We start from the raw sequence: 14,755 nt of genomic DNA, 5'->3' as shown, positions 1-14,755 counted from the left end.
ATACTTGGTCTTTCAAGCCAGGCGGGCGAGCGCCCGGCCGATCCGGTCGACGGCCTTCTCAAGATTGTCCCGCGATGTCGCAAACGACAGGCGCAAACAGGGCTGCGACCCGAAGGCCGCACCCGGCACCACCGCCACATGAGCCTCATGGAGAAGATAGGACGCGAGTTGGGCATCGTCTTCAACGGCTCTTTCGCTTCCGGATCCCGGGTCGATCAGGGCGCCGCATTCCGGGAAGACGTAGAAGGCGCCGTCCGGCGCGCGCAGCCGCAAACCCGGAATGGATTGCAACCCATCGAGAACGAGATCGCGGCGCGCCCTGTACTCGGCGAGGGCTTCCTGCACGAAGTCCTGGGGGCCCGTGAGCGCGGCAACGGCGGCCGCTTGCGAGATCGAGCAGGGATTGGAGGTGCTCTGCGACTGAATCTTCGCCACGGCGGAGATCAAATCCGCGGGCCCGGCGGCAAAGCCGATGCGCCAGCCGGTCATGGCATAGGCTTTCGAGACCCCGTTGACGATCACGACGCGCTCCCGGAGTTCCGGGCATGCGCTGAGAAAGGAGCAGAACGGATCCGCCCCATAGGTGATCTGCTCGTAGATCTCGTCCGACAGGACCAGGAGATTCGGGTAACGGGCGATCACATCCCCCAGAGCGCGCATTTCCGCGCGGGTGTAGCTGGCGCCCGAAGGATTGTTCGGCGCGTTCAACAGCAGCCAGCGGGTTCTCTCGCTCAACGCGGCATCGAGCTTCTCGGGCGTCAGTTTGTAGCCCTCTTCATACGTGCAGGGAAGAAGCTTGAACGTGCCTCCCAGCAGCATGACCATGTCGGTATACGAAACCCAGTACGGCGTCGGAACGACAACCTCGTCGCCGGGCTCGAGCGTCGCCATCAGGGCGTTGAAGATGATCTGCTTGGCGCCGTTGCCCGCCGAGATCTGATTGCGCGCGAAATCGAGACCGTTCTCACGCCGGAACTTCTCGATGACGGCGTCCTTGAGTTCGGCCGTGCCGTCGGCGGCGGTGTAGTGGGTCTCCCCCCGGCGCATGGCGGCGATCGCCGCATCGACGATGTGGGGCGGCGTGGAGAAATCGGGCTCGCCGACGCTCAGATCGACGACATCGGTTCCCGCTGCCGTCATCGCCCTCGCCTTCATCGAGATCGCCATCGCCGGAGAGGCCTTGATCGTTTTGATCAGATCCGCTTCGTACTTCATCCGCCTTCTCCATGAGGACGAGGATCCAGGCGGCGGCAACGGCCCGCCCGGCCCCGGATCCCCTCCATGCTTACGAGTTCAATCGTTGAGAACGTAGTCGAACGCGAAGTCCCGCTTGACGGCCTCCGGACTGCGCTTCTCCGCGGGACCGTAACCGCCGCCGCCCGGAAGCTGCAGCACGAGCCGCCGGCCCGAGGGCACATGCTGGCGTCCCTTGGACGCAAGCCTGGTCCCGTCGTCCAGAAGCACGGCGCCGGGAGCGCCGTCCCCTCCCCCGGCACGGCCCCGCGCCGGATGGTCGATCCGGTCGAACATCGCGTTGAAATAGAACTCGTGCCCATCGGTCGCGGCGATCTCGACGACCTGGCCCAGCCCGCCGCGATACTGACCCGTTCCCCCCGAACCGTTGCGCAGCTCCTTTCGCCAGAAGACGACCGGACCGACATGTTCGGTCGCTTCGATCGACATGGTATGAACGCCGCTCGGGAAGGCCGTGGCGCTGAGCCCGTCGAGGGTCGGGCGCGCACCTGCGCCTCCGCTGTTAAAAAGCAGCACTTCGGCTCGCTGCCCTCCATCCTTGGGCGCCCTGTCTCCCTGAAGCGGGCGCGCGCTGAGATGGAGGTTCCAGAGTGCGCCCGATCCTTCGGCCGGGATCTTTCCGGGCAGCATCTTGTGAACGGCTCCCAGGACGGCGTCCGGAATGAAGTGGCCGAGGACGTGGCGGACCGCGACCGGCGCGGGATGCTGTGCGTTCAGGATGCAGCCTTCGGGCGCGGTCACCTGGAACGGCAGGAGCGAACCGTAATTGTTCGGGATCTCCGGAGCCAGCGAACATTTGAGCCCGTAGCACGCATAGGCTTTGGAGTAGATCATCGGCACGTTGATGCCGAGCGGGCTGGGACCCGAAGTACCGTCGAAATCGACCAGGATATGATCGGCGGCGACATCGATGCGCACGGCGATGTCGATCGGGCTGCCGTAGCCGTCCACCCGCATCACGTTGTCGTAGGCCCCCCGGGGCAGCGCCGCGATCTTCTCGATCGTCGCCGCATAGCTTCGCTCGAACACGAAGTCGGCGAGCGCTTCGAGGTCCTCCAGATGGAATTCGTCCATCATGTCCATCAGGCGGCGGTGCCCGATCTCATTGCAGGCCGCGAGGGAATACACGTCTCCGACAACCTGATGCGCTTCCCGGACGTTGTGGCGCAGGATGTTGACGAGATCGCGGTTGACGGCGCCGCGCTCCACGAATTTCATGATCGGAATGAAGATGCCTTCCTCGTACACCTCGTTGGCATCGGGGCCGAAACCCCGGCCGCCGACATCGACCACATGCGCCGTGCAGGCGAAGAAGCCGATCAGCCGGCCGTTGCGGAACGAGGGCGTCACCATCGTGATGTCGAGCAGGTGGCCGGTCCCTTTCCAGGGATCGTTCGTGATATAGACGTCGCCCTCGAAGATGTTGTCCGGGCCGATGTCGTTGATGAAATGCCCCACGGCCTCGGCCATCGCATTCACATGGCCGGGTGTGCCGGTGACGGCCTGAGCGATCATCTTGCCGCCGCGGTTGAAGACGCCGGCCGAGAGATCGCCCGACTCGCGCACGCTGGTGCTGAAGGCCGTGCGGATCAAGGTGACGGCTTGTTCCTCGACGACCGAGATGAGGCGGTTCCACATGATCTGCATGTGGACATCGGACAGTGCGGAATTGGTCATGATGGAATCTCCTCGGCCTCAGACGGACGACGCGCGGATCAGCAGGCAGCCGTCGGCCTGCATCACGGCCTCTCGCCCGACGGTGACGATGGTCGACGTTTCCCGCTCCGTGATGACGGCGGGCCCCTTGATGAAATCGCCGGTCTTCATCGCGCTGCGGGCAACGACGCCCGCCTGGACGAACCGGCCGCTCTGCGCGTCGAAGACCTGTCGCCGACCGGAAGCATCGATGGCCCGCATGCCGTGCGTCCGGGCGACGGCGCCGGGCTGGGGAACCTCGGAACTCGCCCGCAGCGACCAGCTGACGATCTCGACGTCCAGGCCGTCGATGAGGCGGCCGAAGAAGCGGGTATACTGATCGTCGAAATTCTTGCGGAAGGTCGCCCCGTCCGCGTCCGCATAGTCGCGGACCTCCACCGGGACGGGAACCTCCCAGCCCTGACCGAGGTAGCGCATATAGGCCACGCATTCCAGGTCGGGGGTGATTCCCGGTGCTCCCAGATGCACGAAGGATGTCGCCTCGTCGATCAGGTCCTTCAGCACCGCGTTGATCTTGGCCGCATCGAACCGGCTCAGCCGCAAATAGGCGCTGCGAACGGACTCGTACCCGAAGGGAGCGCGGAGGAAGCCGATGGCCGACCCGACGCCGGCGCCCGGCGGGATCAGCAACTCGCTCACGCCGAGCTTCTCGCAGAGGCGGGAAGCGTGGATCGGCGCGGCGCCCCCGAATGCGATCAGCGTAAACTCGGAGAGCTCCTTGCCGTTCTCCACCGCATGCATGCGGGCGGCGTTGCTCATGTTTTCGTCGACGACTTCGCTCAGCCCGAACGCCGCGGTGGTGCTGTCGATGCCCAGTTTCAACGCCAGGTCACGCTCCACGGCATCGTGCGAGGCCGCAGGGTGCAGCTTGAACGATCCGCCCGCGAATTCTTCCGGATCGAGCCTGCCCAGGAGCAGATCGGCGTCGGTCACCGTCGGATGGTTTCCTCCGCGGCCATAGCAGGCCGGGCCGGGCTCGGAGCCCGCGCTGTGCGGACCGACGCGGATCTGCCGCATGGAATCGACGGTTGCGATCGAGCCGCCGCCGGCGCCGATTTCCACCATCTCGATGACCGGGATCGAGATCGGCATGCCGCTGCCTTTCTTGAAACGGTAGGTGCGGGCGACCTCGAAGGTCTTCGCGGTTTTCGGAACCTGCCCCTCGATCAGGCAGATCTTGGCCGTTGTGCCGCCCATGTCGTAGGACAGAACCTGATCGAGCCCGTAGCGCGCCGCGATATCGGCCGCGAAAATGGCGCCTCCCGCAGGCCCCGACTCCAGGAGCCTCACCGGAAATTCGATGGCGCTCTCGACGCTGATGATGCCGCCCCCGGAATGCATCATGAAGATCGGACAGCCGATCCCCTCCTCCGAGAGACGCCCGACGAGCCGGTGAAGGTAAGAGGCCATCAACGGCTTGACGTAAGCGTTGGCGCAGACCGTATTGAAGCGCTGAAACTCGCGCATCTGAGGCGAGACTTCCGACGAGATCGAGACCGAGAGCTTCGGATTGCACTTGAGGAGCGCATCACGCACCTGGCGCTCATGAACCCCGTTCAGGTAGGAGTGAATGAACCCGATCGCGATGCTTTCGAACGGTCCGGCGGCGAGACGCTCCGCCAATGTCGCGACCTCGGCGGGATCGAGCGCCTTGAGGACCGATCCGTCCGCCCCGATCCGCTCATCGAGGACGTAGCGGTGGCTGCGCTCGACCAGGGGAGCGGGCAATACGATGTCGAGATCGTACTGCTCGAACCGGTTTTCCGTCCGCATCTCGATGACGTCGCGAAAGCCCTTGGTCGTCACGAAGGCCATCTTCGCACCGCGGCGCTCGATGAGAGCGTTGGTCGCGAGCGTGGTGCCATGGATGACCATGTCGATCTGCGAAAGCGCCAGCCCGGCCGACTCTGCCACCTGACGAATTCCATCGACGATGGCCTGTTCGGGAAACGCATAATTGGTCAGCACCTTCGTGGAATGAAGCTGAGTGCCGATCTCCATTGCGACATCGGTGAACGTTCCGCCGATATCGACGCCGACTCTGACCTGATTGCCGTCAACCGTCATTTCTGCTGCTTCTCCCGTCTTCTGGATTTCTGCCTCTGTCGCGATGCCTGGTCTTGAACGCCATGCCGTCGGAACACACCCGCGATGCGGCTGACGAGACAGCCTTGGCGCATCGACCGGAGCACATGCCGTCAACGTAGAATGGCCCGTTGCGGCGCGTCAAGGACGTAATATGTATGATGACATGATTTCATGGGAGTTGCATCGCCGCCACCCTGAGCCGGCAGGCGCCGGCCTGACCTTTGCATGATGTAATTCATCATACAACTGTTGACCCGTCTTCTTCGAGCCGCTAAGGGTTGCGGAACAAGGGCCAGGAAACAGGAGCTTCACATGGATCCTCGGGATATGAAGGCGGCCATCGGCGCCGGCCTATTGTCTTTCCCCGTCACGCATTTCGATGCGGAGCATCGGTTCAATGCCGAAAGCTACCGGAGACATGTCGCCTGGCTCTCGGAATACAAGGCGGCGGCTCTGTTCGCGGCCGGGGGAACCGGCGAGTTCTTCTCGCTTCAGCCTCATGAGGTTCCGCAGGTCGTGAGGGCCGCGAAGGAAGCGGCAGGCGCCACGCCGATCATCGCCGGTTGCGGGTATGGCACCGACGTCGCCGTGTCCATCGCCAGGGCGGTCGAGGATGCCGGGGCTGACGGGATCCTGCTGCTTCCCCACTACCTGATCGATGCACCGCAAGAGGGACTCTACCGGCACGTCAAGCAGGTTTGCGCATCGGTCGGCATTGGGGTGATGGTCTACAATCGCGACAATTCCGTGCTTCAGCCGGACACCCTTGCGCGGCTCTGCGACGAGTGCCCCAACCTTGTCGGTTTCAAGGACGGCACAGGCGAGATCGGCACGATCCGCCAGATTACGGCGACCCTCGGAGACCGGCTGACCTATCTCGGCGGCATGCCGACGGCCGAGCTCTTCGCCGAAGCCTATCTCAGCGCGGGCTTTACGACCTATTCCTCGGCGGTGTTCAACTTCGTTCCGGCACTCGCCGTGGAATTCTACACGGCCGTCCGCGCCAACGATCGGGCTCGCTGCGAGGCGATCCTGCACGAGTTCTTCTATCCCTTCATGCGCCTGCGCAGCCGGGCCAAGGGCTATGCGGTCTCCGCCGTCAAGGCGGGCGTGCGCCTTCAAGGCTTCTCGGCCGGCCCGGTGAGACCACCTTTGGTGGACCTGACGGCGGAGGAAGAACGCATGCTGCAGGCGCTGATCGACCGCGTGAAGCGTTAGAGCATCGGACGTGAAAAGTGCACATCCGCTTTCGGGTCCGATGCGCTAGGCAGGCTCCATGCCGTATCTGCGCTTCGCCTCTTGCGCCTGGTCCGCATTCAGGAAGCCGATAAGGGCGCGCGCCGTCTCCGGCCGGGCGGAGGTTCTCGCGATCCCGGCCGTGAACACGGTCGTCGCCTGGACCTCCGACGGCAGGGGACCGAGGATTTCGATACCCTGGATGGGCAGCAATTCGCTGAGCTGCTGCAAACCCAGCTCCGCCTCCCCTCTTGCCACCATGGCGCCCACCGGTACGCCCGGAGGCGCCTGAAGCAGGCGCCGGGACACCGTTTCGGCTAGTCCCCACCGGTCCAGCAAACGCAGGAGATGATCGCCGCTCGGCCCTGTGGAGTAACAGATCCTCCGGGCCGCCGTGAGAGCCTGCTTCACGGCCTCCTCGCTGTCGATGGCCGGCCGCTCCGCGCCGGAGCGGATCGCCATCGCGATGCCCGAGCGCGCGAAGCCGGCGCGGCTCCCCGGAAGGATATGCCCCTCGCCCTCCAGTTGCTCCATCGCGTTCGCCGCGAGGATGACGATATCGGTCGGCTCGCCGGCGCGCACGAGCCTTGCCGCCTCGACGCCCCCCATGGGCCGGATCGCAACCCGCGACCCGGTCGCTTGCTCATAGAGCGCGGCGAGTTCGGCCAGGATCTGGCGGGTCGCCATGGATGACACGCCGTCGATGTGATCGGCCAATGGGGACCTCCTCCCGTGCGGGACCTGCTCCATCGAGCTCAGTCGACGTATTTCAGCCCCGCCCGGGCCAGCGGCTCGCGCATCTGGTACAGGTCCAGGCCGAGGGTGCCGGCGGCCAGCGTGGCGCGCTTCTTCTCCTCGTTGGCCTCGCGCGCAGCCGCTGCCTCGGCCGTCTTGTGCACCAGGGCGGCAGGCACGACGACGACACCGTCGTCATCGGCCACGATGGCATCGCCCGGCTCCACCATCGCGCCGGCGCAGACGATCGGGATGTTGACCGATCCGAGCGTCGCCTTGACGGTGCCCTTCGCGGAGATGCACTTGCTCCACACGGGGAAACCCATCTCGCTCAAGGTTTTCACATCGCGGACGCCGGCGTCGATGATGAGCGCTCTCGCGCCGCGTGCCTTGAAGCTCGTCGCGAGAAGGTCCCCGAAATAGCCGTCCGTGCATTCGGCGGTGATCGCCGCGACCACGATGTCGCCCGGCTGGATCTGCTCCGCGACGACATGCATCATCCAGTTGTCGCCGGGGTGCAGCAGCACGGTGACGGCCGTGCCCGACACCTGGGCGCCGGAGTAGATCGGCCGCATGTAGGGCTTCATGAGCCCGACGCGTCCCATCGCCTCGTGCACGGTCGAGACGCCGGATTGCGCAAGCCGATCGACGGCCGAGCGATCCGCGCGGTTGATGTTGCGTTTGACGATTCCGAGTTCGGTCATGATGGGGTCCTTTATCGTCCGCGCGCCTTCAGGGCGGCGTCCAGGCGTGGGTAGACGCGGCGCGCGTTGCCTTCATAGATCCTGTGGCGATCCTCGGAACTCAGGTCCGGGGCCGCCTCGATATAGCGCTTGGTGTCGTCGAAATGATGCTCGGTCTCGGGATCGATCCCGCGCACCGCGCCGATCATCTCGCTGGCGAAAAGGATGTTCTCGACCGGGATGACCTTGGTCAGCAGGTCGATTCCCGGTTGGTGATAGACGCAGGTATCGAAGAAGACGTTCTTGAGAATGTGCTCGCGCAGCTCCGGCTTGTTCAGCGCCTGGGCGAGACCGCGATACCGGCCCCAGTGATAGGGCGCGGCGCCACCGCCATGGGGTACGACGAAGCGCAGCGTCGGGAAGTCCTTGAACAGGTCGCCTTCAATGAGCTGCATCACGGCGGTCGTGTCGGCGTTGATGTAATGCGCGCCCGTCGTGTGGAAGCAGGCATTGCAGCTCGTCGAGACGTGGATCATGGCGGGAATGTCGTATTCCACCATTTTCTCATAGATCGGATACCAGTGCCGGTCGGTCAGGGGCGGGCTCTTCCAGTAGCCGCCCGTCGGGTCGGGGTTCAGGTTGATCCCGACGAAGCCGTATTCCTTCACGCATTTCTCGAGCTCGGGAATGCAGGTCTTGGGATCGACGCCCGGGCTCTGCGGCAGCATGGCCGCGCCGATGAAATTGTCCGGAAAGAGCTGCGACACGCGATGGCAGAGCTCGTTGCAGATCGCGGCCCATTCCGACGAAATCGAGAAGTCGCCGATATGGTGCGCCATGAAGCTCGCGCGCGGACTGAAGATCGTCAGATCCAGGCCCCGCTCCCGCATCAGGCGGAGCTGGTTGCTCTCGATCGATTCGCGCAGCTCATCGTCGCTGATCGTCAACTCGGAGACCGATGGCCGCCGCGACGGATCGGCAATGCTCGCGACCTGGCGCTTGCGCCAGTCCTCCAGCGCCTTCGGGGCCGTCGTGTAATGGCCATGACAGTCGATGATCATCGGAACACCTTTCATGTCGGTTTAAGGCTGTCGTGGAGATGCCCCTGACGCCTTACTGGTTGTGCGGGGGGAGGACAGGCAAGACAAATGAATAATCTGATGGAATCGATCGATTCCGTGCATCTGCGGTCAAGTATTGCGCTGCGCCATGATTCCTCCGGGTGAGGTTCGCGGGCCGGAATTTCAGTCCGTCGGTGCTTGGAACGCAGCTCCTCCGGGGTCTTTTCCTGAAACAGGCCGATGGCGCATGGGTCCAAGGCCGGCCACCAGGATGGCCGCCCCGTTCTGGCAAGGGCCCGCCGTTCGCAGGCCCCTGCTTTTGCAGACTGCAACCCGGCCGGAATGTTCAGAGCAAAGGCACGCCCAGCAGCATGCCGAAGCCGAACTGCGTCATCGCCCAGAACATGATGCCCGTTCCGACGGCCCAGAAAGGCCGCTTCCCGCGCTCGAGCATAAGGACCATGAGGGCCGCGCCGATCCCGAGCCCAGCGGCCATGCCGAGCCAGTAGACCGCCCCGACGGCCGCCAGCGTCAGAACGAGGAGCGCGAGCGCTATGGGTTGGACAGGCGCCTTGGTCCTGTCGCGGCCCGTGACGATCTGGAACAGATGGATCAGGCTCAGACAGAAACCGAACCCGGCCAGGATCGACGGAAGGAAAGCCGAGCCCACGTCACCGGGCGCGCGCACGGGCGGCATCTGCCGCGCAATCCAGAAGAACACCGCGAAGAAAACGAGCGCCGCCGTCGTGACGGCGAGTTTCTGAATGAGCAGAAGGGTGACGGTTCCGCTGCCCTCTCCTTTGATCGCCTCGACCGAACTCATTGAATCAGCCCCACCGACTTCAGGAACTCGCCTTGGGTTGCAAGCTGCCGCTGCACCAGCTGTGTATAGGCCTGTTCGCCGAGGTTGATGTTCTCCTGCTTTTCCCGCTTCTGGAACTCGAGCCAGTCCTGGGACGCTTCGACCTTGTCGATCGCCTCCTGGATCTTGCCCATGACGTCGTCGGGAGTCTTGCCGTGAACGGCGATGCCGCGCCAGACGGAGTCGACGATGTCGTATCCCTGCTCCTTGAAGGTCGGCACGTTCGGGAAGAAGGGCGAGCGTTCTTCGGTCGAAATGCCGAGCAGGCGGATATCGCCGCTCTCCACCTGGGACAGGCCGCTCGACGGCGTCATGATCGCGACGTCCATGTGGCCGCCGAGCAGGGACAGCGGCACCTTGCCGGATGCGTCGTGCGGGATCCATCCCGATTCGAATTTTCCGATCTTGCCGAGCTGATAGAGGATGAACTGGTGGAAGCCCGCCGGGGCGTGGCCGCCGACGCGGAGCTTGTTCGGGTTCTCGCGCATGGAGGCGACGAAGTCGTCCAGGGTTTTGAGCGGGCTGTCGGCGCGAACCGCCACGGATGACGGTTCCGCCTGCATGGCGCGGACGTAGCGCAGATCCTCCAGCTTGAAGGGGATGAGGCCCTGTGCGATGCCGAATGTCAGCGTGCCGGTGCACACGAGAATGTTGTAGCCGTCGGGCTTCTGAGCCAGAACAGTCGATACGCCTACGGCGCCCGAACCGCCGGGGCGATTCTGAACCGAGACGGTCCAGCCGGCCTCTTTGGTGAGCAGCTCCGCGAGCTGACGGCCGTAAGTGTCGAGCGCGCCGCCTGCGCCGGACCAGACCACGAGATTGACCGCCTTGTCCGGGAAACCGGCCGCGAATGCGCCTTTGGCGCTGAGCACGAGCGGGGTAGCGCCCAGAGCGGCCAGGAGCGAGCGGCGTGATGGGTTGAACGTCATGGTGCCTTTTCCTCCGAGAGATGTTTTCATGCTGTTTTGAGTGTCTTTTCGCGCCAGGACCGCCAGACCGGATAGAGGATGCTCGCCAGGCTGAGGACCAGGAAGATCACCGAGACCGGATCGGTGAAGAAGATGCTGTAGGAGCCGCGCGAGGTCACGAGAGCCGTGCGGAAGTTCGTCTCGACCAAATATCCCAAGACCAGCGCCAGGACGACGGGCGCAACCGGGAAGGAGAGCTTCTTCATGAGATACCCGAGAGCCCCGAACGCGATGGTCAGCCAGACGTCGAAGGCGAGGTTGCGCAGCGAGTAGGCGCCCAGGATCGCGAAGATCAGGATGCCTGCGGCGAGCACCGAATCGGGCAGGTTGATCACGCGCGCCATCCAGGGCAGCGAGAGCGACGCCAGAAGGAACATGATCACGCATGCGAGCAGCAATCCGAGAAGGATCGTGTAGACGAGGACGGGCTGCTCGGTGAAGAGCTGCGGGCCGGGACGCAAACCATGGAGCACAAGCGCGCCGACGATGACGGCCGTCGTCGGCGAACCGGGAACACCGAGCGCGAGAAGCGGAACCATCGCGCCGCCCACGGTGGCGTTGTTCGACGATTCGGGCGCCGCGATGCCGCGCGGCTCGCCTTTGCCGAAAGCGAGCTTCGGATTGCGCCGCATCGCGTAGTCGCGAGCCACCCAGCAGGCGATGTTGCCGCCCACACCGGGCAGGATTCCGAGGAAGGTGCCGATCACCGAACCCGAGATCATGGTGCGGATCAGCTCCTTCCACTCGGTCAGCGTCAGATACACCGCGCGCACGGCCCCCTTGGAGACACGATCCCGGGCCTTGCCGGCGCTTTCCGCCAGAACGAAGCCTTCGGAGACCGCGAAGAGGCCGATCAGCACGGCCAGCATCGGAATGCCTTCGAAGAGCGCGATCTGATTGAACGTGAAACGCGGCATGCCGGCGATCGGATCGATGCCCACGAAGGCGAGCAGCAGACCGAAGGCCGCGCCGATCAGCCCCTTGATGAGGGATCCGCCGGACAGGGCAGCGACCGAGGTGAGGCCGAACAGCCCGACCGCGAAGTAGCTTGCGGGGCCGAACTGCAAGGCGAGCGTGGACAGCGGCATCGCCAGAAAAAGCAGGGCGACGCCGCCGAAAAGGCCGCCGACGGTCGAGGCCGAGAGCGAAATGGCGAGCGCCTTGTTGGCCTGGCCGCGCTGCGTCATCGCAAAGCCGTCGATCGTCGTGGCGGCGGCGGCGGCCGTTCCCGGGGTCGAAAGCAGGATTGCCGAAACCGAGCCGCCGTATTCCGCCGCCATATAGAGGGAGATCAGCAGCAGCATCGAGTTCTCGGGCGTCATCGTATAGGTGAACGGGATCAGAAGACTGACGCCGATCGATGGGCCCAGGCCCGGCAGAGCCCCTACGACGATCCCGATCGCCGTGCCGGCGATGAGCGACAAAAGGCCGGACAATGAAAACAGCACACCAAGGGTGTCGACGAATATTTGCATGATGAAGCCTTAGATCGCGTCAGGGCGCCGTTGATGAGCGAGTCTCGTTTCAGGACACCGATCCTGCCCGGGCAGGTTGAACGGCCGAAGCTCAGACATGATGTTTCCTCCCTCCCTGGGATCTCCTATGCCTATCTACGTTTGTGAGAAAACGGACTTTCGTTCAAGCGCACACGCCGCTTGCCTTGTCCTCGGGCACATAGGATAAAACTCAGGTCATATTGCGTCGGAACGGTCGCGCGGCGATAATAGAAGTGACGAAATGTGATATAAGTTTTGATGAAACGGCCTGCCCACTTCCCGAACCTGCGCCACCTGAGGATGTTTCTGTCGGTCTGCGAGCTCGGATCGCTGAACGCGGCGGCGAAGGACCTGAACATCGCGCAGCCGGCGATTACGCAGGCCATTTCCCGCCTGGAAGAGCATTACGCGGTGCCGCTCCTGACGCGACGAAGCGGCGGCAGTCAGCCGACCCGGGAAGGCCATGTTCTCTGGCAACGCTGCGACCGCTTCTTCCGCATCCTCCAACGGGGAATCATGGTCGCGTCCGAACGCGCGGTCGCGCCGACCTTGTCGCAGAGCAATCACATTGTCGCGCGCCTCACGGCGTCGCAGATCTTCGCCCATGTCTCGGTGAGCCATCACGGCTCTCTGCTCCTGGCCGCGAAGGCGGACGGCATTTCCGTGTCCGCGCTTCATCGTTCGGCACGCGATGTCGAAAGCAATCTCGGATACGAACTCTACACCAAGACCCGGCAGGGCCTCGCCGCGAACCGGGCGGGCGCGGAACTGGCGCGGCAATTCCAGATCGCCCTTCGCGAAATCGTCACGGCGGAAGAGGAGCTGAAGGGCGCGGACGGATCGCTGAAGGGGCGTGTGCTCATCGCCTCGCTTCCCATGATCCGGTCGGCGATCCTGGGCAAGGCCATCAACCGCACCCGGGCGCGGGCCCCGCAGGTGGATTTCGTCGTGCTGGAGGGGGTGTACGATACGATGCTGAGGGCGTTGCGTTCCGGCGAGGCCGATATGCTCATCGGCGCTATCCGCCATCCCCCGCCCGCCAACGACGTGACCGAGACGTACCTTTTCAGCGACCCCTATACGATCATCGCCCGCAAGGGACATCCGCTCGAAGGGAAGGACGTGTCCATCGACGATCTGGCATCGTGCGAATGGGTCGCCCAGCGCGAGGGCACGCCCGTGCGCAACGCCCTCAACGCTCTTTTCGCGGGGCGGCAGGAAGGGCCCCGGGTGAGGATCGAAGCGCCCTCGACCCTGTTGATGCGCTCCATTCTTCTCGACAGCGACGCGCTCGCGGTTCTTTCCGTGCGCCAAGTGGCCCTGGAGGTGAAGCTGGGTCTGCTCACGCCCTTGCGCTTTCACGTCTCCGCCGGGGGGCGCGCCATCGGCATCACCATGAGAAGCGATTGGCTGCCGAGCCGGACGCAGCTGCTTTTCCTGGAGAGCTTCTACGAGGTGCTCTCCGAGGAGATCGAAGGCTTCGTCCCGCCGAAATAGCGCCCTTTCACATTTTTTTATAGAGGATCGACGACTTCCGATGAAGCGCTTCCATGGCTTCGAGTGCACAAATCGGTCTTCGTTAGAGGGCGGCCTTTCCGTTGCGGCGAAGGGGCGGCCCTGGAGGTCTTTTCAAGGCAGGCCGATCCTGCACTCAGAACCGAGGTCACCACATGAAAATTGCGTTCATCGGCTTTGGCGAGGCCGCACGCGCCTTCACGGACACCCTCAAGGGCAAGGGCGAGGCCGAATTCGTCGCAGCTTATGACCTCAGGCAGGATGAGGCCATGGCGGCCGAGGCCCATTCGCGCGGATTGCGGTTCGAATCGTCCGCGAAAGCGGCCATCGAAGGCGCGGACTGGGTTTTCGCCGCCGTGACGGCCGACCAGTCCCTCGAGGCCGCGAAATCGGCTTTGTCCGCTCTGAAGCCGGGTCAGCTTTACATCGACATCAACTCCGTCTCGCCGGGTCGCAAGAGGGAGACGGCGGCACTCGTGGAGGCCACGGGCGCGTCCTACCTCGACATGGCCGTGATGGCACCCGTGCACCCGCGCGGCCATGCGACCCCGGTTCTCATCGCCGGCAAAGCCGCCGCCGCACTGGAGCCCGTTCTTGCCGCTCACGGCTTCGCGTTCGAAACCGTGGGTCACGAGGTCGGTGCCGCCACCGCCATCAAGATGGTCCGCTCGCTCTTCGTGAAGGGCCTCGAAGCGCTCACGGTGGAGACCATGCTGGCCGCGCGCGCTTCGGGCTGCCTCGACCGCGTGATGGGCTCGCTCGCGGAAACCTTCCCGGGCCTCGGCTGGCCGAAAAACATCGAATACATGTTTGAACGCACCCTCCGCCATGGTATCCGCCGTGCGGCGGAAATGCGGGAAGTGGCGAAGACCTACGACGAGCTCGGCTTCGTTGGACGCCTCGCGGATGCCGTAGCCGATGTTCAGGAGAGCCAGGGCACGATCGATGCCAGGGAACTCCGGAAAACCGAACTGAGCGATGCGATTTCCGAAATCGTCGAAAAGCGTCTTGCCCACGGTCTTGCCCACGGCAAGTGACGCCGGACGGCACGGGGGCGGCCTAGCGCATCGTGCGAAAAAGTGGATCCGGTTTTTCGCACGATGCGCTCTTTCCAAGAAGGGAGCATCGGACGTGAAAAGTG

Annotated in this window: 12 protein-coding genes; 3 read left to right on the top strand and 9 right to left on the bottom strand. The window is 64.2% G+C overall.

Annotation, left to right across the window (positions count from 1 at the left end; genetic code table 11):
* Positions 1–12: 12 nt before the first annotated feature.
* From RE429_RS01660 to RE429_RS01650, 3 genes are all read right to left on the bottom strand, one after another.
* Positions 13–1,215, bottom strand: coding sequence for a pyridoxal phosphate-dependent aminotransferase (locus RE429_RS01660; RefSeq protein ID WP_414472668.1), 1,203 nt, complete (start codon positions 1,213–1,215; stop codon positions 13–15).
* Positions 1,216–1,293: 78 nt separating this feature from the next.
* On the bottom strand, positions 1,294–2,931 hold the full coding sequence (locus RE429_RS01655) for a hydantoinase B/oxoprolinase family protein (RefSeq protein WP_414472667.1): 1,638 nt from the start codon (positions 2,929–2,931) through the stop codon (positions 1,294–1,296).
* Between the two features lie 18 nt (positions 2,932–2,949).
* On the bottom strand, positions 2,950–5,037 hold the full coding sequence (locus RE429_RS01650; protein ID WP_414472666.1) for a hydantoinase/oxoprolinase family protein: 2,088 nt from the start codon (positions 5,035–5,037) through the stop codon (positions 2,950–2,952).
* A 333-nt stretch (positions 5,038–5,370) separates the two neighbouring features.
* Between RE429_RS01650 and kdgD the strand changes: the two genes are divergently transcribed.
* Complete coding sequence (gene kdgD / locus RE429_RS01645; protein WP_414472665.1) at positions 5,371–6,276, top strand: 5-dehydro-4-deoxyglucarate dehydratase; 906 nt, start codon at positions 5,371–5,373, stop codon at positions 6,274–6,276.
* Positions 6,277–6,321: 45 nt separating this feature from the next.
* Here the strand turns inward: kdgD and RE429_RS01640 are convergent, their stop codons facing one another.
* The 6 genes from RE429_RS01640 to RE429_RS01615 form a co-directional block, all read right to left on the bottom strand.
* Positions 6,322–7,011, bottom strand: coding sequence for a substrate-binding domain-containing protein (locus RE429_RS01640; protein WP_414472664.1), 690 nt, complete (start codon positions 7,009–7,011; stop codon positions 6,322–6,324).
* A gap of 38 nt (positions 7,012–7,049) precedes the next feature.
* Positions 7,050–7,733 carry a 4-carboxy-4-hydroxy-2-oxoadipate aldolase/oxaloacetate decarboxylase gene (gene ligK, locus RE429_RS01635; RefSeq protein WP_414472663.1) on the bottom strand — a complete coding sequence of 228 codons (684 nt, stop codon included), beginning with the start codon at positions 7,731–7,733 and terminating at the stop codon, positions 7,050–7,052.
* Between the two features lie 11 nt (positions 7,734–7,744).
* Positions 7,745–8,773, bottom strand: a complete 1,029-nt coding sequence (locus RE429_RS01630; RefSeq protein WP_414472662.1) for an amidohydrolase family protein — start codon at positions 8,771–8,773, stop codon at positions 7,745–7,747.
* Positions 8,774–9,119: 346 nt separating this feature from the next.
* On the bottom strand, positions 9,120–9,596 hold the full coding sequence (locus RE429_RS01625; RefSeq protein WP_414472661.1) for a tripartite tricarboxylate transporter TctB family protein: 477 nt from the start codon (positions 9,594–9,596) through the stop codon (positions 9,120–9,122).
* The gene (locus RE429_RS01620) at positions 9,593–10,564 is read right to left on the bottom strand and encodes a Bug family tripartite tricarboxylate transporter substrate binding protein (protein WP_414472660.1); all 972 of its coding nucleotides are present in this window, start codon (positions 10,562–10,564) and stop codon (positions 9,593–9,595) included. Before RE429_RS01620 ends, RE429_RS01625 begins: the two co-directional genes overlap by 4 nt.
* Positions 10,565–10,590: 26 nt before the next feature.
* Positions 10,591–12,078, bottom strand: coding sequence for a tripartite tricarboxylate transporter permease (locus tag RE429_RS01615; RefSeq protein WP_414472659.1), 1,488 nt, complete (start codon positions 12,076–12,078; stop codon positions 10,591–10,593).
* Between the two features lie 279 nt (positions 12,079–12,357).
* On the opposite strand from RE429_RS01615, the gene RE429_RS01610 reads away from it, so the two are divergent.
* Positions 12,358–13,596, top strand: coding sequence for a LysR family transcriptional regulator (locus RE429_RS01610; protein WP_414472658.1), 1,239 nt, complete (start codon positions 12,358–12,360; stop codon positions 13,594–13,596).
* Between the two features lie 173 nt (positions 13,597–13,769).
* On the top strand, positions 13,770–14,651 hold the full coding sequence (locus tag RE429_RS01605; protein ID WP_414472657.1) for a DUF1932 domain-containing protein: 882 nt from the start codon (positions 13,770–13,772) through the stop codon (positions 14,649–14,651).
* The last annotated feature ends 104 nt before the right edge of the window (positions 14,652–14,755 follow it).

Origin of the sequence: Microvirga sp. M2 (assembly GCF_047497095.1) — a bacterium.
In the GTDB taxonomy this organism is placed as follows: domain Bacteria; phylum Pseudomonadota; class Alphaproteobacteria; order Rhizobiales; family Beijerinckiaceae; genus Microvirga.
This window is presented reverse-complemented; position numbering and strand designations above follow the sequence as displayed.